The organism is Streptosporangium sp. NPDC000095 (assembly GCF_042899335.1).
Classification (GTDB): domain Bacteria; phylum Actinomycetota; class Actinomycetes; order Streptosporangiales; family Streptosporangiaceae; genus Streptosporangium.
Map to the genome: position 1 here is coordinate 115,086 of NZ_JBIAZS010000021.1, position 18,584 is coordinate 133,669.

The 18,584-nt window shown below is 68.2% G+C and carries 13 protein-coding genes; 3 read left to right on the forward strand and 10 right to left on the reverse strand.

Annotated features, from left to right (window positions below; genetic code table 11):
• Positions 1-116 precede the first annotated feature (116 nt).
• The 5 genes from ACFY3V_RS34955 to ACFY3V_RS34975 all read right to left on the reverse strand — a co-directional run bounded on the left by ACFY3V_RS34955 (position 117) and on the right by ACFY3V_RS34975 (position 6,893).
• The gene (locus tag ACFY3V_RS34955) at positions 117-2,480 is read right to left on the reverse strand and encodes an NEW3 domain-containing protein (protein ID WP_389779435.1); all 2,364 of its coding nucleotides are present in this window, start codon (positions 2,478-2,480) and stop codon (positions 117-119) included.
• An 80-nt stretch (positions 2,481-2,560) separates the two neighbouring features.
• Positions 2,561-3,754 (reverse strand): mandelate racemase/muconate lactonizing enzyme family protein, encoded by a 1,194-nt coding sequence (locus ACFY3V_RS34960; RefSeq protein ID WP_350946307.1) that lies wholly within the window; start codon positions 3,752-3,754, stop codon positions 2,561-2,563.
• A gap of 25 nt (positions 3,755-3,779) precedes the next feature.
• Positions 3,780-4,607: a carbohydrate ABC transporter permease gene (locus tag ACFY3V_RS34965; protein WP_350946306.1), complete on the reverse strand. Its 828-nt coding sequence runs from the start codon at positions 4,605-4,607 to the stop codon at positions 3,780-3,782.
• Positions 4,607-5,434: a sugar ABC transporter permease gene (locus tag ACFY3V_RS34970; RefSeq protein ID WP_350946305.1), complete on the reverse strand. Its 828-nt coding sequence runs from the start codon at positions 5,432-5,434 to the stop codon at positions 4,607-4,609. The genes ACFY3V_RS34965 and ACFY3V_RS34970 overlap by 1 nt, the downstream gene beginning before the upstream one ends.
• A gap of 184 nt (positions 5,435-5,618) precedes the next feature.
• Positions 5,619-6,893: an extracellular solute-binding protein gene (locus ACFY3V_RS34975; RefSeq protein ID WP_362907300.1), complete on the reverse strand. Its 1,275-nt coding sequence runs from the start codon at positions 6,891-6,893 to the stop codon at positions 5,619-5,621.
• Between the two features lie 140 nt (positions 6,894-7,033).
• On the opposite strand from ACFY3V_RS34975, the gene ACFY3V_RS34980 reads away from it, so the two are divergent.
• A complete protein-coding gene (locus tag ACFY3V_RS34980) occupies positions 7,034-7,804 on the forward strand; it encodes a FadR/GntR family transcriptional regulator (RefSeq protein WP_362907302.1) in 771 nt (256 codons plus the stop codon).
• Between the two features lie 8 nt (positions 7,805-7,812).
• On the opposite strand, the gene ACFY3V_RS34985 is transcribed toward ACFY3V_RS34980, so the two are convergent.
• The 3 genes from ACFY3V_RS34985 to ACFY3V_RS34995 form a co-directional block, all read right to left on the reverse strand.
• A complete protein-coding gene (locus ACFY3V_RS34985; RefSeq protein ID WP_350946302.1) occupies positions 7,813-8,196 on the reverse strand; it encodes a hypothetical protein in 384 nt (127 codons plus the stop codon).
• A gap of 193 nt (positions 8,197-8,389) precedes the next feature.
• Complete coding sequence (locus ACFY3V_RS34990) at positions 8,390-10,777, reverse strand: ricin-type beta-trefoil lectin domain protein (RefSeq protein WP_389779439.1); 2,388 nt, start codon at positions 10,775-10,777, stop codon at positions 8,390-8,392.
• 164 nt (positions 10,778-10,941) lie between these two features.
• The gene (locus tag ACFY3V_RS34995; RefSeq protein ID WP_389779441.1) at positions 10,942-12,312 is read right to left on the reverse strand and encodes a lectin; all 1,371 of its coding nucleotides are present in this window, start codon (positions 12,310-12,312) and stop codon (positions 10,942-10,944) included.
• A 612-nt stretch (positions 12,313-12,924) separates the two neighbouring features.
• On the opposite strand from ACFY3V_RS34995, the gene ACFY3V_RS35000 reads away from it, so the two are divergent.
• Positions 12,925-13,650 (forward strand): FadR/GntR family transcriptional regulator, encoded by a 726-nt coding sequence (locus ACFY3V_RS35000; RefSeq protein WP_350946299.1) that lies wholly within the window; start codon positions 12,925-12,927, stop codon positions 13,648-13,650.
• Positions 13,651-13,739: 89 nt separating this feature from the next.
• Here the strand turns inward: ACFY3V_RS35000 and ACFY3V_RS35005 are convergent, their stop codons facing one another.
• Positions 13,740-14,282 (reverse strand): RICIN domain-containing protein, encoded by a 543-nt coding sequence (locus tag ACFY3V_RS35005; RefSeq protein WP_362907309.1) that lies wholly within the window; start codon positions 14,280-14,282, stop codon positions 13,740-13,742.
• Between the two features lie 27 nt (positions 14,283-14,309).
• Complete coding sequence (locus ACFY3V_RS35010; protein WP_389779443.1) at positions 14,310-16,295, reverse strand: alpha-L-fucosidase; 1,986 nt, start codon at positions 16,293-16,295, stop codon at positions 14,310-14,312.
• Between the two features lie 917 nt (positions 16,296-17,212).
• Here ACFY3V_RS35010 and ACFY3V_RS35015 point away from each other — a divergent pair.
• A complete protein-coding gene (locus tag ACFY3V_RS35015; RefSeq protein WP_389779445.1) occupies positions 17,213-18,343 on the forward strand; it encodes a ricin-type beta-trefoil lectin domain protein in 1,131 nt (376 codons plus the stop codon).
• Positions 18,344-18,584 lie beyond the last annotated feature (241 nt).

Here is an 18,584-nt window from a genome sequence, read left to right on the forward strand (position 1 = left end):
CAGGAAAAGCACCACGGCGGTCCCGGGTTCACCGGACCCGGGCCTGCCGATGGTGAGCCGTCGATCCTTGGATCGGCCTGATGTCCCAGAGGCTTGGCGCGTCGGCCTCCGGGACGTCAGGCCGGCGTTCCGTCTCCTCGTGACGGGACGGGCGCGGTCAGCGTGAGCGATCTGTTCAGGACGTACTCGGTCTCACCCGCTCGGAACATCACCGACGCCTTGATCTGCGCGCGATCGGCCGGGGACGCGAACGACTCGGGTGCCGTGACCTTCCAGGTCTCGGTGGCCGAGTCGCCGGGGGCGAGCACGTCTCTCACCGGTTCGCCGGCGCGTTCGGCCCGCCAGCCCCGCAAGGCGGCGATCGAGACGGCCAGGCCGGTGGCCGGACGCTCGCCCAGGTTCTCCACCGTGACGGTGACGATGGTCGAACCACCGGCCCCCACGGTGACCGGATCGGCGGACAGGAAGGCGCCGGCCGGGGGACGCCGCGGGTCGGGGGCGCCGCGGTACGGCCCGGCGGGACCCGCCTCGTAGATCACCCGGCTGGCCTCGATCGGGAGGTTGCCGTCGGTGACGACGACGTTGCCGCGGACGACGTTGCCGCGGTCGCCGTCGGCGATGCCGGTGACGGCGGGGTTGGTGGTGTAGTTCCCGACCAGGGTGAGATCACCGGTGTGGTTGGCGACGCCGTTGTTGGCGTGCGCCCACTGCTCCGCGGTGTCGGCGAACACGTTGCGGCGCACGCTCAGGTACCGGGCACCCTCGTCGAAGTACAGGCCGTACTGGCCGCTGTTCTCGCAGAAGTTCTCCTCGACGCGGCTGCGGGGTATCGCCGAGAGCGCGTAGATGCAGCCGGCGGCGTACATCGTCCGCACGACGTCGCGCACGTGGTTGCCCACGATGTGGACGTCACTCAGAGTCGTGGGCGTGTCGTGGACCGGCTGGAAGCGGTAAAGCCCGCGATCGACGTAGTCGGGGCTGCCTCCCGCGTCGTTGGCGCCCCAGCCGTAACCGACGCCGATGCCGATGTAGGGCATCTCGGAGACGTGGTTGTGCTCGATGGTCAGCCGCGTGACGTAGGTGGCGAGAATCGCGGCCTGGTCCAGGTATTCGAGCGCGGTCGCGTGGACGCGGTTGTCGCTGAGCACGATGTCGCTGTTGACCATACGGGGGTCGGACGGATGGTGCGCGTCGGGGCGCACGCCGCCGACCACGATCCCGCCGCCGGCACTCGCGGTGAACGTGCTCCCCACCACCGAGACCCGGTGCGCGCCCAGCCCCACGCCGGTGGCATGGGCGCCCGCGTCGTTGCCGATGCCGATGCCGACGGAACCGAGGTTGACGAAGGTGCTGTCGAGGAACCCGATGTCGTCGGCCGCCGACACCTGCACCGCCGCGGGCGCCTGTGCCCAGTCGTTACGAGACGCCTCAAGCCCCGTGCAGCCGACGGAGCACGAGGTGAACGCGTCGGCTGGTCGGCGGGGCTGGACGCCGCTGATGAACACGCCGGTCTGCTGGTTGGCGTACCCGTCGGACGAACCGGGACGCAGCCACGTGGTGCCGGTGAAGGTGAGGCCCTCGAATCGCAGGTTGCGGGCGGGCTCGTCGTAGGTGCCGCCGACCTGGAGCAGCGATTCCAGCCGCGGCAGCTCCACCCGCGCGCGTGAGATGTCCTGCCCCGGGAGCGGTTTGTAGTAGAGCGTCCCCGTCGCCGGGTCCAGATACCACTCGCCGGGCTCGGTCAGGAAACTCCTGGAGTTGAGCAGGAAGAACGTCGGGGTGCGGAACGGAGCCTGGACGGTGTCGTAGCCGTAGGTGTTGTTGTCCCAGGCCGGCTGTTGCATGACGACCGTCGATCCGGAGACGCTCCGCAGCGGCGCGAACCGGTTGGTGAACGTCAGCATCGCCTGCAGTTCGATGCGCCCCTGGTCGGGCAGGGTGGCCAGGTAGGCGAGGTCGGGGTTGTCGACGGTGAAACCGGTCGCGGTCGGCGTGATGTCGCCGGGTGCCAGCCTGATCCGCGCGCGTCGCGCGAGGACCCCGTCGACGTAGAGCTGCCGGGTGTCGAATCCGGTGCCGACCCGGGCCCGGTAGACGCCCGTGGCCTCGTCGTCGGGGTCGTCGGGTTCCCAGCCGGTGACGGGCCGGGCGCCGCTCAGTACGGGCCTGGCCCCGCGCGCCGCCCTCCAGGTCACGGTGTGCCCGCCGCGCCCGGAGTCGGCGGCGTCCAGGCGCAGCGGCGAGAGCAGTCGGTGGATCCCGTCCAGGAGCAGGACGACGACGTCGCGGTCGCCCTCGGCCGCCGCCTCGCGCGCCCGCCGCCGTGCCTCCCACAGGGTCGCCAGTGGCCGACTCGTGGTGCCGGGGCCGCCGTCGTCGGCGTTCTCGGCCCCGGTGGGCGCGACCACGATCGTGTGGCCGGCCCGTGAGGTCTCCGCCGGGGCCGAGGCGCGTCTGTGTGGCACGAACGACGAACGCACGCGCGTTCCTTTCTTCCGGCCCGGGACGCTCATCCGGCCCGGGGACACGGCGTGGGCCGTCGGTGTCGAACGCTGAAGGGCTACCTCGGCGTTCGGTCGCGCAGGTCCACGGCCAGGGGGGCGAGCAGGCGCTGCTGCGCGACCTGATCGTGATCGGTCACCGAGAGCAGCCGGCGTCCGGCCTGCTCGGGGCGGACGCCGGGGCCGTCGGCCGTCAGGGTGCCCGGCCGGTGGGTGAACCCCCTGATGACGTCCTCGTCGACCGTGACGCCCAGGCCGGGCGAGTCCCCGAGGTGGAACGCGCCGTCCTCGACGTGCAGGTCGACGGACACCCCCAGTGGCGGACGCAGGTCCTGCAACTCGCTGGCGATGTGGTTCGGCACCGAGGTCGCGGCGTGCAGCAGGCCGATCGGGATGTTGCCGATCGGGCTGACCGGCAGATCGTGGGCGTGAGCCAGGGCCGACACCCGCAGGAAATGGGAGACACCCCAGACCGCGGCCGTCTGGACGATGTCGACGGCTCCCGCGGCCAGCAGCGGGCGATACTGCTCAAGTCCGGTGAGGTTCTCCCCGGTGGCGACCGACGCGCGGATCCCCCTGCCGACGGTGGCATGGCCCTCGGCGTCCCACCGCCGGACGGGCTCCTCGATCCAGGTGAGATCCAGGGTGCGCTCCAGCTCGCAGACGTGCCGGATCGCCTGTTTGCGCGACCACGACTCGTTCACGTCGAGCATCAGGCCCGGCCGCCTTCCGTGCCCGGCCTCGGTCAGGACCTCCTGCACCAGCGTCAGACGGTGCCTGTCCCGCTCGATGTCGAGGCCGCCCTTGATCTTGGCGGCCCGCAGGCCGTACCGGGCGTAGACCTCGTAGGCCGAGACGAGCTCGTCGTCGGTCAGGCCGATGTCCAGACCGGAGGCGTAGGCGGGGACCCGCCTGTCGCGCCCGCCCAGCAGACGCCAGAGCGGTTCGCCGGCGATCTTCGCCTTGATGTCCCACAGGGCGGTGTCCATGGCGCCGATGGTCCCGAACACCGCGCCCGCGTGGCCCGCCTTGAAGGTCTGCCGCAGCATGCGGTCGTACAGCGCCGCCACGCCGCGCGGGTCCTCACCCTCGATGGCGGCGAAGACGCCGTCGATCTCCACGTGAGGTCCGATGCCGACACCGGTGATCCCCTCGTCGGTGTCCACCATGACGATGGACACCGGAACGACGCCGTCGGCGTACAGGCCGTTGGAATCACCGACAGGACGGTCCCATTCCTGGACCGTCGTCAAAGTGCGATACCCCGAAATACGCATGTCAGCCCTTCGTGGAACCGGCGGTGACCCCGTCGGCGATCTGGCGCTGGAGAAAGAGATAGATCATCAACATGGGTACGGCGGCGATCAGCACCCCGGAGGCGAAGGTGGGGATGTTGTCGGAGTACTGTCCACGCAGCGAGGTGACCCCGACCATGAGGGTGCGGTGGTCGGCCGACGGCATCATCAGCAGGGCGATGAGCACGTCGTTCCAGCAGAACAGCGTGTTGAGAATGCCGACCGACAGCAGCGCCGGAGTGCCCATGGGCAGCATGATCCGCCGGTAGACGCCGTACGTGGTGTTCCCGTCGATCCTCGCCGCGTCGACGATCTCCGCCGGGATGGTCTTGTAGTAACTCGTCATCAGGAAGATGGTGAACGGCAGGAACTGCGCGACGTAGGCGAGGATCAACCCCGGGTAGGTGTCGATGAGGCCGCTGTCGGCCATGACCCGCGCGAGCGGCACCATGATCACCTGAAACGGGATGAGCAGCGCCGCGAGACAGCCGAGGAAAAGCACCTTGGAACCGCGAAACCGCAGCTGGCTCAGCGCGAAGCCCGCCATCGACCCGAAGAGGAGCAGCAGGACCACCGAGATCGTCACCACGATGAGCGAGTTGGCGAAGTATCGTGCCATGCCGACACTGGTCCACGCCGTGACGATGTTCTCCCACTGCAGGGAGGTCGTCAGGGCGAAGCGGTCGAGGACGTACTCACGCCGGGTCTTCAGGGCGACGTTGACGGTGAACACGAGGGGGTAGATCGTCGCCAGCGCGAGGAGCGCCATCGGAACGGCGAGCACCCACCTGATCAGTCTCTTGCCGAGCATCAGTCCTGCCTCCCCGCGCGGCGGAGCACGCTGATCTGCAGGAGCCCCACCACGAGCATGATGAGGAAGAGGACCGTCGACGCGGCCGAGGCGAGCGCCGGGCGGTTCATCTGTCCCTGCTGGATCCAGACGTAGTACTCCGGCAGGTAGGTGGACCCCTCCGGGCCGCCGCTGGTCATGACGTACAGCAGGCCGAACATGGATGTCAGCATCCCGATCATCGTGGTCACGAAGACGAACTGAATGGTGCGGGTCAGGCCCGGGATGATCACGTGCCAGATGGTCTGCGGGAGCGATGCGCCGTCCATCCTGGCCGCGTCCAGGAGCGCGGAGTCCAGGGTGGCGAATCCGGCGAGGAACACCACCAGGGCCATCCCGAACGTCGCCCAGATCTGCACGCCGACCACCGCGAACATGGCGACATCCGGATCGCCGAGCCAGTCGACCGGGCCGAGGCCGATCGTCGCGAGGATGGAGTTCAGCGGGCCGTCGAAGGCGAGCATCAGGTTGAAGATCGCACCGACGATCACCGGGGAGAGCACGGCCGGGAAGAAGTAGACGCTACGGAAGACCCGATGCCCGGGAACGCGCAGGTAGATGAACGTCGCGAGCAGCCCGGGGATGGCCACCGCGACGGGAAGCAGCAGCACCAGCAGCAGCACGTTGCGCAGCGCGCTCTGGAACGTCGCGTCCTGGAACATCTCCAGGTAGTTGTCGAAGCCGACCATCGCCCCGTTGCGCTCACCGTCGCCGGTGAAGGAGAAGTTGACGCCCAGCAGCAGCGGCCACAGCCGCAGGGCCACGATGATCAGTAGGGCCGGAGCCACCAGAACGTAAGGCGCGAGGCGCTCGGAGCGCAACGAGCGGGAGGACGGCCGGGAAACGTTCCCGGCGTCGGCGCGGCGTGCCCGCGGCCCTGTTTTCTTTGCTTCCCCCGCACCGCCCGCACCGTCTGCCCGCCCGGAACCGACCGGGCGGGCAGACGGTGAAGAATCTCTGACCGGCACGAGATCAGCTCGCCCGATCCGAGGCGGCCAGCTGCTCCACTACCTCGTCGACGGTCGCCGAGCCGCTCAGGAGCTGCTGGGAAAGCCTTCCCATCAGGTCCAGGGTCTTGGAGGACAGCGCGACATGCAGCGCGGGCTTGCCTTCCTTGAGCTGGGAGACGAGCGTGCCGACGGCCGCGGGGGCCTGCGAGACGTCGATCGTGGTGTCGGACGCGATCGCGCCGGCGTCGGAGTAGAAGGAGGTGAGAGCGTCGGTGGTGGTCAGCGACCGCACCAGGTCGGCGGCGAGCTTGGGGTCCTTCGCCCACTTCGCGACGCCGTAGCCGATGCCGCCGTCGTAGGCGAGGCTCGGGGTCACCCCGTCGGTGACGACCGGAGCGGGCATGACGCCGAGCTTGTCGGCCCCCAGGAACTCGCTGAAGTCCTTCCAGTGCCCGATGTCGGACATCAGGCCGATGATGTGGGCGGCCTTACCGGAGTTGAAGATCGTGAAGGCGTCGTTGAACATCGCGGTCGAGTTGGCCCCGTCGTTGTTCAGCTTCGCGTCGCCGGTGTCCTTCCACAGCTTGAAGATCTTCTTCACGTTGGGGGAGTCCCAGACGCGCTTCCCGGCGATCCAGTCGTCGTACTCCTGTGCTGTCAGGATGCCCGAGCCGAGGCCCGACATGAAGAACTGGATGCCGGCGCCCTCCTTGTTGCCGAGCGCGAAGCACTTGGCCCCGGTCGCCTTCTTGATGGTGGCGCAGTCGTCGAGGAACTTGTCCCAGGTGGTGGCGGGGTTCGCCGGGTCGAGTCCCGCCTTCTCGTACAGCGTCTTGTTGTAGTAGATCGGGTGGCCCTGCAACGTCAACGGCGCGGCGTAGATCTTGCCTGCCTCGCTGAACGCGTCCCAGCCCGCCAGGCGCTGCTTGTCCTCGGCCACGTACTGGTCGAGCGGAAGGAGCGCGTCCACGCGGTCGCGGATCTGGCCGCCTCCGTTGAAGAGCATGACGTCAGGCCCCGCGCTGGACTGAATCGCCGAGCCCAGCAGGGTGTAGTACTGGTCGAAGGGCTGGGCCACGAACTCGACCGTGACGTCCGGATGCTTCTTGGCGAAGTCGTCCTTCGCCTTCTGGATGTAGTTGGCGGCGGACGCCTCACCCGATTTCCAGTCCCAGACCACGAGTTTCGTGACCTTGCCGGACTCGCTCGGCGACGACGTGGGTCGCGTGGCGCTTCCGCAGCCGGTCAAGACCAGCCCCGCGGCCAGGACGGCCGACCAGAGTGCTCGCTGCTTCATTGCTGTTCACTCTCCAGAGGGTGGCCGGGCTCACCCGGCCTTCGTTTGAGGCGAAACGTAATTCGTATGACGTCTGACGTCAATATGCGTGACATATACTGATGTTGAAATGTGGCGCCGCCCGCGGCACCGGAGGAGATATGACGGCATCACAGGAGTCGCCCCTGAGCTTGGCGTCCCCTCCGGCGTGGGTGCGACGGCCGGCGAACCTCGCCAGGGCGGTCACGGCGGAGCTGGTGGAGCGCATCGTTCGCGGAGCGCACCCGCCCGGCACACCGCTGCCCGCCGAGCCGGTCCTCTGCGAGACCTTCTCGGTGAGCCGGACCGTCATCCGCGAGGCGGTGAAGATCCTTCAGGAGAAGGGGCTGGTGCAGGTCCGCCAGGGCAGCGGCACCATAGTCACCTCTCCGACGATGTGGGACATGCTCGACGAACTCGTCCTCGCGGCGACCATCGCCGAGGACGAGAGCCTGGCGATCCTCGACGACCTCGTCGTCACGCGGCGCGTGCTGGAGTCCGACATGGCGAATCTCGCCGCTCGCCTCGCGGACCAGGACACCATCGATCGGCTGCGTGCGCTGGTGGACCGGATGGACGAGCTCGTGGACGATCATGTCACCTACGCCGACCACGACCGCGCCTTCCACGACACGATCATGCAGGCGTCCGGAAACCGCATCGCCCGCGGCGTGGTGCGGGCACTGGAGAGCCAGGTCATCAACACCGCCCGCTACATGGGCCAGCCCCAGCGGGCACTGTGCGTGGCGTCCAACCTCGGTCATCGCCGTATTTACGAGCACATCGCCGCCCACGACCCCGGCGGCGCCGCCGGGGCGATGTTCACGCACATCACCGAAGCCTGGCTCGTTCGTCGCGGCGGGCCGGGCGATCCCGTACGCCTGGAGCGCTGAGGGCCGGCCTATGGACACGCGTTCCCTCGCGCGGGGTCGCCGGGGAGGTCCGAGGACTCGGTGGAAGGAGCCGGCCCGGTCAGGCCCAGGGCGGTGACGCGCCGTACCAGGGACTCGCGCCGCACCCGGATCTGCCGGCCGTTGTCGTGGCCGGCGAGGGTCGCGGCGCGCACCTCGGCGATGACGTGGGAGTGCGGGACGTTGAGCACCGCGGCGGCCGTGGCGACGCTCACCAGGGGCTCGTCGGGCAGCATCGCGAGCCGTTCGGCGATCATGCGCTCGCGGAACTCGGCGGCGAACCACACGGTGGCGTCACCGATGCCGAGATGAAGGACGAGACCTTCGCGTTCCAGATGCCGCAGGAGGTCGTCGATGTCGCCCGGCGTGCTCATGTGGTGCTTTCCCTCGTGTTCGGTGGTGTGGGCGGGATGGGGACCCGCGTTCCGGCGGCAGTGCCCTCGACTGCCCCCGGAGCGTCCCGGACGGGTGGGGCCCGTCCGCCCCCGCCCCCGCCCCCGGCCGGGGGCGGGTGACGGCTTTCGCCGGGGCGGTGGGCCGCCCCGGCGAAGACATGAGACGGCTGGATCAGTTGCGCAGGCTCCAGCGCTGGTTGGCGCCGCCGTTGCAGGCCCAGAGGTTGAGCTTGGTGCCGTTGGCGGTGCCGTTGCTGGGCGCGTCCAGGCACAGCCCTGACTGCACGCCCGTGATGGTGCCGTTGGCGTTGACGTTCCACTGCTGGTTCGCTTGCCCGTTGCAGTCCCAGATCACCACCTGGGTGCCGTTGGCGGTTCCCTGGCCGTAGGCGTCCAGGCACTTGTTGCCGTACACCTGCAGCTGCTTGCCCGAGGTGTGGGTCCAACGCTGGCTGGTGGCGCTGCCACAGTCCCAGAGATGTGCCTGGGCTCCGTTGGCGGTGCTGTTGCCGGTGACGTCGACGCAGCGGTTCGACTGGGCCCCGACGATCTGCGCGCTCTGCTGCGGGTTACCGCTCGTCTGGGGGCCGGCGGCCGCCATCACGGCCTGGGCTCCCGAGGGCCAGTTGCCGTTGGTGACCGTGACGTTGCCGTTGACGACGTTGCCCCGGTCGCCGTTGGTCACGTTGGTGCTGTTGTTGGTCGACCAGTTGTTGGTGACGGTGAAGTTCCCCATGTTCTCGGCGTACCAGTAGTTGGCGGTGGCCCAGGTGCCGGTGGAGGAGAAGACGTTGTTGCGAGCGGTGTAGTAGCGCGAGCCCTCGTCGAAGTAGAGCCCGAAGTAGCCGTTGGTCCGCAGGCAGTAGTTGTCGCTGATCACCGCGTTCGGGTTCGCCGACAGCGTGTAGATGCATCCGCCGTCGTTCATCTGCTGCATGACGTCGTGCACGTAGTTGCCGGTGAGCCGGTTGTTGGACGCGGTGGTGGCCGTGGTGTACCTCGGCTGGTAGTTGTACAGGCCGCGACCGGCGTAGTGCTCACTGCCGCCGGCGTCGTTGGCGCCCCAGCCGTACCCGATCGACATGCCGGTGTACGGCATGTTGTAGACCTCGTTGTTGGAGACGGTGGCGGTGTTGACGTAGGTGGTCAGGACCGACACGATGCCCCGGTACTCCACGCCGAGGTCGTGGATGCGGTTGTTGCTGACGGTGATGTTCCGGTTCACCATCCGCTGGTCGCCGGGGTGGTGCGCGTCGGCGCGCACGCCGCCGACCACGATGCCGCCGGCCGAGGTGCGGGCGATCTCGGACCGGGTGACGGTGATGTTGCTCGCGCCCAGGCCGACACCGCTGGTGTGGCCGTTGGCGTCGTTGCCGATACCCACGGCCGTCTGGCCGAGGTTGAAGAACTGCGAATCGCTGAAGGTGATGTTGTTGGCGGCCGACACCTGCACTGCGGCGGGCATCTGGTACCAGTTCGGCCGGGTGGCCTCGAACTGCGGGCAGCCGTTGTGGCAGGAGGAGAAGGCCGGCCAGTTCCAGTTGCCGGCCATGTAGACGCCGGTCTGCTGGTCCACGTAGCCCTGGTTGCCGCTGGGGCCCATCCAGGTCGTGCCGGTGAAGGTGATTCCGGTGAACGAGATGTGGTGGGCGGGCGCGTCGTAGGTGCCCCCGACGTTCACCAGGGACTGCAGCGTCGGCAGCTCCACGCTGACGTTGCTCATGTTCTGCCCGGCGAGCGGGATGTAGGAGAGCTGGCCGGTCCCGGGGTTGAGGTGCCACTCGCCCGGTGAATCGAGGAACTCGTAGGCATTGGCCAGGTAGAGCGGACCCGCCCGGTGCGGGCTGGTGAAGGTGTCGTATCCGAAGTTGTTGTTGCTCCAGCCGGGCTGCTGCATCGTGATGAAGTTCCCGGTGATGTTCTGCACCCTCACGTACCGGTCGGTGAACGAGCCGACGCTCTCCATCTCGACCTGGTTCTTGTTGGCGAGGTTGTTCAGATAGCTCAGGGCGCCGTTGGTGAAGGAGAGGCCGCTGCTGTTGGCGGTGAAGTCCGACCGGTTCACGGTGGTACGCGCGCGTGTGGCGATGGCACCGTTGACGTAGAGCTGCCGGCTGTCGACCCCGGTGCCGACGTTGGCCCGCCAGATGTTCTTCCCTGAGTCGGCGAGCGACCAGCCGGTGACCGCCCTCGCGCCGCTGATCACGGGGCGCGCCGACGGGGCGGCCCGCCATATCACCTGGTATCCGTTGTTACCGGAGTCGGCGGCGGTGAACCGTAGTGGCGCGGAGAGCCGGTACACCCCGTCGGCCAGTTCCACGACGATGTCGCCGGACATCGCGCCGGTGAGCGCCCGCACCGCGGTCTGCGCGGCCGGCAACGAGCACGGCTGGGCGCTGGAGCAGCTGCTGCCGCTGCCGGAGGGGGAGGCGTAGAGGGTCGTGGTGGCCGCGAGGGCGGGGGAGACCGGCGCCACCAGAGCGGCCGCGGCGGTCAATCCGATCGCGGCCGCTCCGGCCAGCATCAGTCTCCGTATCGCGGAGTACGAGAGTTCGAACACGGCACTTCCTTACGTGGGGGGGTGGTGGGAGAGCGGTCGGCGTGCCGCTCTCCCACGGCGGGCACGCGAAGGTGCCCCGCCGTGGGCGGAATCCCCCGCCGGGAGGGTCGTTCTTCCCGGCGGGGGATTCCCGAAGGTGTCTCAGAGACGGTCCGGCAGGAGGATCAGATCCGGGTCCAGCGCTGGTTGCCTCCGCCGTTGCAGGACCAGATGACGAGCTTGGTGCCGTTGGCCGTGGCGTTGTTGGGCACGTCCAGGCACTTGTTCGAGCCGAGGGCGGTGATGCTGCCGTCGGAGTTGAGGCGCCACTTCTGGTTGTTCTGGCCGTTGCAGTCCCAGATCTGCACCGCGGCGCCGTCGGCGGTGCTCTGGTTGCTCACGTCCAGGCACTTGTTGCCGTAGACCCGCAGCTCGTTCGCGCCGTTCGACGTCCACTGCTGGTTGCTCTGGCCGTTGCAGTCCCAGATCTGCGCGAGGGCGCCGTTGGCCTGGGAGGCGCCGGTCACGTCGAGGCACTTGCCCGAGGCCGTGCCCCGGAGCGGGCTCGTCTGCGTTCCCGGGTTCGCGGTCGGAGTCGGGTTCGGGGTCGGGGTCGGGTTGGGGTTGGGGTCGCTGCCGAACTGCGAGAAGAACCTCCACACCTCGCCCTTGGTCCAGGTCGTGATGCCGCTCTCGGCGTAGGTCCCGTCCACCGGACCGGGCATGTGACCGTTGTCGAAGGCGGCCCACACGACCGGGTAGCCCGCGCGGCAGCCCGAGTAGGTGGTGGTGATGTGCGTCCTGCTGCCAGAGCCCGGCTCCGGCGGGTTCTGGGGGGTGCAGCCGTTGTTCCTGACGAACCTGTCACGCAGTGACCGGCCCTGGGAGATGTTGAGGACGTTGTCGGTGATGCCGTGCAGTCCCATGTAGGCGATGGGCTGGCTGCCGTCGCTGCATCCGCTGAGCTGGGCGCCGGCGTAGACCGCGACCGCGCGGAAGACGTTCGCCCGGCTGCAGGCGAGCGAGTAGCTCATACCGCCGCCGTAGCTGAAGCCCATGGCGAAGCGCTGCGAGGTGTCGACGCACAGGGCCGCGTCGATCCGCCTGATCAGGTCGTCGACGAGGACCACGTCCTCGTTGCCGGAGTTGGCCCAGCCGTTGCCGATGCCCTGGGGCGCGACGAAGATCGCGTTGTTGTTCGACATCTGCCGCATGCCGTAGAAGGACCACGGGTAACCGCTGGTGCCGCCGGAGTCGACGTCGTTCATGGTGCCGCCCCGCCAGTGGAATCCGAAGAACAACCGGTAGGGGGTGTTGTTGTTGTAGTTGTCGGGGAGTCTCAGGATGAAGGAGCGGGTCTTGCCGCCGCTCTGGATCGTCTGCGTACCGTTGTTCAGCCCCGGGGCCTTGCCGCACCCGGCGGTCGGCGCGAGGGCGCGGGCCCCCGCCGACGACGACGCGGTGGCGCTGGAGCTGCTCAGTGCGGCATGTGCCGTGGACACGACGAGGAGGGCCGCGACCGCGATCGCTCCGAAGAGGGATCTCCGCTTCGCCATCAGGTGACCTCCCCTGCGGTTCGAATATCGGCATGTCTTGGTGGGCAGACCACTTGCTTCTCCTTCATGTGGGGGGTGAGGAGTTTCAGCCGGCCGGTGTGGCGGCTCGACGCCGTTTTTGTTTTCGCCCGCGCCGAACAGCACGCCTGGCCGGTTCTTGCAGGTGTCGCCGAACAATCGCGCCCTGGTCCGAGGTGGTCGGGACCGTTCGCGTTGCCGTCATGGACGGCGATGTCCGTCCTTGTCTCCGGTGGCTTCCCCTCCGCTCCAGATGTGGTCCGGCCAAAGGGGGGCCCTCCGACAGGAGGCGTCCCGGAGACTTAGCTACTAATTACGTTCCTCACGCTGAGTCGCGTCAAGACCTTAAGCCCACTTATTTCTGACTCCTCACAGGGGTTCCTTTGTCAGAGTTGGGGTTCATTTGAAGATAGGTGCAGGTAGAGGGCTTACTCCTTCCTTCCTTCTTGCTGTGGATCCGAGCCCGGGCAGGATGTGTAGCACTTAATGTCAGGTAGGTTGAGAGGGATTGATGCTGATCCGTGCCTCAGTTGGTCGTACTCTTGAGGAGGTGGTGGCAGGGAGAGGGCGGGTAGCGTGATCGATAATCCGCGCGTGGAAGGCGCATACCGGCCGGGCTACGAGGTGGCCGCGGAGCAGGTGCTGGAGTTGATCACCAGGCTGCACCTGCGGCCGGGTGATCGAATGCCCACCGAGAACGAGCTGGCCCAGCAACTGGGCACGAGCCGGACCGTGGTGCGCGAGGCGGTGAAGATACTCTCCGCGCTCGGCAGGATACGCGCCCAGAAAGGGCGCGGCCTCTACGTGGCCGACGACGAGGGGATGCTCGGCACCGGACGATGGGCGTCCTTCTTCCTGCCCACCGACCTGGACCACATCTACATGCTGTTCGAGTTCCGCCGGGCCCAGGAGATGGAGACCAGCCGGCTGGCCGCCCGCCGCGCCACCCCGGCGGAGCTGGGAGACATCGAGAAGTGGGCCGGGGTGTGCCGCTACGGGTTCGACACCGGACGCGAGGAGCTGTTCAACGAGGGCGACGACGCCTTCCACACCGCCATCGCGACGGCCTCGCACAACATGTTCCTCCAGATAGCGGTGCGGGAGGCTCGCCGGCTGCAGGCGCAGTCCAACCTCATCGGACTGCGAGGCTCGGTGGGCGGGCACGCGGCGAAGGCCGTCGAGGAGCACGACGCCATCTACCAGGCCATCCGCGCCGGTGACCCCGAGGCGGCGGCCCAGGCCGCGGCGACGCACATCGACAACACGCTGGACGACTACCGCAGGGAGATCCAGCAACGCATCTTCTCGCCGACCGACTGACTCTCCGCGGGCGGGCGACACGGACGGCAGGCGCGCGGCGCCGTCGGAACCCGCCCGGCGCCGTCGCGCCGGGCGGGTCCGCCACCAGGTCAGGTGCGGGTCCAACGCTGGTTGGCGCCGCCGTTGCAGGACTGAGTGGAGAGTCTGGTGCCGTTGGCCGTGGCGTTGCCGGGTACCTCCAGGCACCTGTTCGAGCCGAGGGCGGTGATGCTGCCGTCGGAGTTGAGGCGCCACTTCTGGTTGTTCTGGCCGTTGCAGTCCCAGATCTGAACCGTGACGATGCCGGTGGCGCTCTGGTAGACCTCCAGGCACTTGTTGTCATACACCCGCAGCTCACTCGTACCGGTCGGCGTCCACTGCTGGTTGTTCTGGCCGTTGCAGTCCCAGATCTGCACCGGCGTGCCGTTGGCCTGCGAGGCGCCGGTCACGTCGAGGCACCTGCCCGAGCCAACCCCTCTGATCGCGCTCCCGGTCGTGAGGGTGGACGTGAGGCTCGTATTCGTCGGGTTGTTGCCGAAGTTGGTCACCTGGGTGAGCGACGCGGCCGCGGCGGGCCGGACCGCGAGGAGCAGGCTCGCGATCACCATGGGTAACGCGGCGACCGCGAGCAGGGCGCTGAGTCTTCGTCTCACGTCGTGTCCTTTCGATTGCCGGGAACGTCAGAGCGCGGTGATGGTCCACTGGTTGTTGGTGCTGTTGTTGGGGGCCCACATGGCGACGGTGGAGCCGGCGGTGCTGTCGCCCATGCCGTCGAGGGCGGTGTTGGTGCCGCGGTTGATGATCTGCTGGCGGCCGTTGCCCACGCTGTTGAGGCGCCACTGCTGGTTGTTGTTGCCGGTCCAGGCGGCCTGTCTGGCGTTGGCGCCGTTGGCGGTGTTGCCCCAGCTGTCGATGACCATGCCGTTGGTGCGGTTGACGATGCGGTACCAGCCGCCGCCGAGGTCGACCAGCTGCCACTGCAGGTTGGTGCTGCCGTCGGAGGCGTTCCACTGCTTGAGGTTCGATCCGGAGGCGACGTTGCCGCCGCTGTCCAGTGCCAGGCCGGTGGTGCCGTTGGTGATCCGCACATAGCCCGTCGGGGTGGGGCCCGAGCCCAGGGCGGGGATCTGACCGGAGAAGGTCAGCTTGACCACGTACGCCGGGGCGCTGAACGGGGCGGTGGAGGACGGCATCGAGACGTGCAGGCCGGAACCGTCCTGGCTGCGGTTGGGCAGGTCGACGTACGACCCGGCCGTGGAGCCGAGGAGCTGCACCGAGGTCAGGCCGCTCAGGTTGATCCGGTTCGAGCCCAGGGTCGTGATGTCCAGGGTGGCGCCCGGCCAGCCGAGCACGGTGGCGTACAGGACCGTGTTGGTCTTGTTGCGCGTGAAGCGGATGTCCCTGTTGGTTCCCGCGCGTGGTGTGACGAAGGAGCCGCCGCCCATCTGCGTGGGGCCCTCGCCGAAGGCCGTCCAGGCCCGGGTGGAGTAGATCGACTCGCCGAAGCGCCGCAGGTAGTCCCCGATGCCCAGCAGGATCGTCCGCTGCCCGGACGGGATGGTGCCGTCGGCCGTCGGGGCGATGTTCAGCAGCATGTTGCCGTTCTTGCTGACCCGGTCGATCAGCGAGTGCAGCATGGCGTTGAGCGAGTAGTAGCCGATGCCGTTGGTGTAACACCAGCTTGAGCTGGAGATGCTGTCGTCGGTCAGCCAGTAGGGGGTCTGGATGCCCGCCGGCCCGCCGCGCTCGTAGTCGTAGACCTCGCCCCTGTTGTTGAAGCCGTCCTTGTAGGTGACGACCACCTCCCTGTTCCAGGCGATGGCCTGGTTGTAGTAGTAGGCGAGGAAGTTCAGCCGTTGCGTCTCGGGGATCTGGGGGAGGTTGAAGTCCTGCCAGATGACGTCGGGCTGGTAGCCGTCGATGACCTCCTTGAGCTTGTCGTACCAGAGCTGGTTCTCCGCGGTCCTGTCCAGCTGGCCGTACAGCTTCCTGAGGGAGGCGGTGGACTGGGTGGGCACGCGCTCGAAGAAGCCGGTGAAGTTGTAGGCGTGGTGCAGGGAGACCAGCAGCTTGAGGCCCTTGGCCCGGATGGCGTCGGCGTGCAGCCGTAGCAGGTCGAGCCTCGGGCCGGTGGCGACCGAGTTCCACTCGTTCACCCTGCTGTTCCACATCGAGTAGCCGTCGTGGTGCTCGGCCACCGGCCCCGCGAACCTGGCGCCGGCGTCGACGAACAGCTGCGCCCATTCGTTGGGGTCGAAGTTGCCGCCGGCGGACCTGAGTTTGGGGGCGAACTGCACCCAGTTGCCCGCCTTGTCAGGGGCGCCGTTGATGAAGTTGTGGTACGGCCACACCGAGGGATCCCCGTAGACGTTCCTGTGGTGGTTGTTCTCGTTGGAGCCGCTGAAGTACATGGTGCGCGGGTACCACTCGTTGGCGAACGCGGGGACGCTGAACACGCCCCAGTGGTAGTAGATGCCGAACTTGGCGTCCTGGAACCACTCCGGAGCCGGCGGGTGCTGGTCGACCGACTCCCAGGTCGGGGTGTAACTGCTCGGGGCGCCTGCCGCCCACGCGGGACGCGATCCCAGCAGGCCGGCGGCTGCGACGCCTCCGGCTCCGGCGAGCAGCGCGCGGCGGCTGAACGGTAACGAGAAGGATGAGGACATGAGCGGAAACCTCTCGGAGTGGGGGGATTCTCCTGGCCGTTCCGCAGGTGGGATGAGCGCCGTGGCCGTGTGCCGGGTGAAGGTCGTGCGCGCCCTCTCACCTGGTGCACGAGCTGTCGGAGCCACCTGGACATCCGGATGACCGCGGGGGCGACACCCCGCGAGATCGACGCCGCGTCCCGTCATCGGGGGGACACACACCACTCGGGCGTCGTGGTCGACGGCCCCCGCCGCGCACCACCGACTTGGCGTAGGGGCCGTCTCGGGGACTCAGTGTGGAAACTATTACAAAATGTGTCAAGGTCACGCAGGAAGGATCTGTCTCGCCGCGTGCCGCACACGTGATGGACCCGCTTCGGCGTCTGCGGGTCCTTGCAGGGCGTGGTGCCCCTTCCGGGGCGAGACGTCGGCGGTGAAATTTTCATCACGTCACCCCGGCCCGTTCGGTGCGGTGACCTGTGAAACACCAGATGGGGCCGTCTCCGTCTCCGTCTCCTGTTCGTCTCGCCGTGTTTCCGGCTCTTGACAGCCTCTCCTCGCCTCGTGTTTGCTCCGCTGCACCACCACAATCATTCGACGCTGGAAGAGGCCGCGACCGGCAGAAAAATGTTAGCGCTCACATCTCCCCGCCCTCCAAAAAGGCCCACTCGGCGACCGTGAATCCCGGCCACACACCACATCCGCGATTCCCTCCCACGGTCACCGATTTCTCGACAGGAGGATTCTCCGCACGGCGAAAGCCGGACCAACCCGATCCATCGGACCTCGCAGCCCTGTGACCGGCGGGCACCCGCGAGGTGCCCCGAGCCGCTCCCGCCGCCACATGACATTCGTTGGAAAGTGCTCCGAATACAGACCGTCAGCGCTAAACGAGCTGTCAGCAGTCACTGCTCTCAGCTTTCGGAAAGAGGTTGAGCATGCGTAGGTGGAGACGCTGGTTCACAGCGGCGCTTCTGGCTGTGATCGTGGTCGCGCTGGGCGCGGTGACGCGGACGAGCGTCGCCGGCGCGGAGTCCAACGGCGGCGTGCGGGTCATGCCGCTGGGCGACTCGATCACCGAGGGCACGCAGGTGCCGGGTGGATACCGCATCGGCCTGTGGCAGCGGCTGGTCTCCGGCCGGTACACGGTGGACTTCGTCGGGTCACAGTTCAACGGGCCGGCCTCGCTGGGGGACCACGACCACCAGGGGCACCCCGGCTGGCGCATCGACCAGATCGACGCGAACATCACGAACTGGGCGCGCACCCAGAATCCGCGCACGGTGCTGCTGCACATCGGCACCAACGACATCCTGCAGAACTACAACGTGGCCGGCGCGCCCCAGCGGCTCTCCAACCTGATCGACCGCATCACCGCGACCGTGCCTGACGCGGACGTGTTCGTCGCCACCATCATCCCGCTGTCCAACTCCGGGCAGGAGTCCGCCGCCCGCACCTTCAACGCGGCCATCCCCGGCATCGTGCAGAACAAGGTGAACAGCGGCAAGCGCGTCCACCTGGTCGACATGCACAGCAAGCTGACCACCTCCGACCTGATCGACGGCATCCACCCCACCGCCGGCGGCTACGACAAGATGGCCGCCGCCTGGTACGCCGCCCTCCAGTCGGTCTCCGGCAGCATCGGCCAGCCCGGCGACCCCGGTTCGACGCCCTCGCCCTCGCCGACGAGCGCGATCAGGGGGGTCGGTTCGGGCAGGTGCCTGGACGTCGCCAACGTCTCGCAGGCCAACGGCGCCGCGGTGCAGATCTGGGACTGCAACGGCCAGAACAACCAGCGCTGGGCGCCGACCGGCGCGAGTGAGCTGCGGGTCTACGGCAACAAGTGCCTGGACGTGAGCAACCAGAGCACCGCCAACGGCGCGCAGGTCCAGATCTGGGACTGCAACGGCCAGAACAACCAGAAGTGGCGCCTCAACAACGACGGCAGCATCACCGCCATCGGTGCGAACAAGTGCCTGGACGTGTCCAACAACTCCACCGCCAACGGTGCCAGACTCCAGATCTGGGACTGCAACGGCCAGGGCAACCAGCGCTGGACCCGCGTCTGATCCGTACTTCCCAAACGGCGCGTGGGCCTGTACCCCCCAGGCAGGCCCACCCCGCCGACCGGTCCGGCTACCGGCGCGTCGGCCTGATCGTTCAGGCCGACCCGCCGGGCCGGACCGGCCCGGGGGGGGCCCCCCCCCGGGGGGGGCCCCGGGGGCGCGGGGGGGGGGGCGCGGCCCCCCCGCGCGCAAGCGGCACCCCCCCCCGGCGGCGGTCACCCCCAGGGGGGGGTGTTTGAGGACC

Excerpts from the sequence above, each read along its gene's own strand:
- ACFY3V_RS34985 (WP_350946302.1), bottom strand. The coding sequence starts at position 8,196 with ATGAGCACGCCGGGCGACATCGACGACCTCCTGCGGCATCTGGAACGC.
- ACFY3V_RS34995 (WP_389779441.1), bottom strand. The coding sequence starts at position 12,312 with ATGGCGAAGCGGAGATCCCTCTTCGGAGCGATCGCGGTCGCGGCCCTC.
- ACFY3V_RS34975 (WP_362907300.1), bottom strand. The coding sequence starts at position 6,893 with ATGAAGCAGCGAGCACTCTGGTCGGCCGTCCTGGCCGCGGGGCTGGTC.
- ACFY3V_RS34980 (WP_362907302.1), top strand. The coding sequence starts at position 7,034 with ATGACGGCATCACAGGAGTCGCCCCTGAGCTTGGCGTCCCCTCCGGCG.
- ACFY3V_RS35010 (WP_389779443.1), bottom strand. The coding sequence starts at position 16,295 with ATGTCCTCATCCTTCTCGTTACCGTTCAGCCGCCGCGCGCTGCTCGCC.
- ACFY3V_RS34965 (WP_350946306.1), bottom strand. The coding sequence starts at position 4,607 with ATGCTCGGCAAGAGACTGATCAGGTGGGTGCTCGCCGTTCCGATGGCG.
- ACFY3V_RS35015 (WP_389779445.1), top strand. The coding sequence starts at position 17,213 with ATGCGTAGGTGGAGACGCTGGTTCACAGCGGCGCTTCTGGCTGTGATC.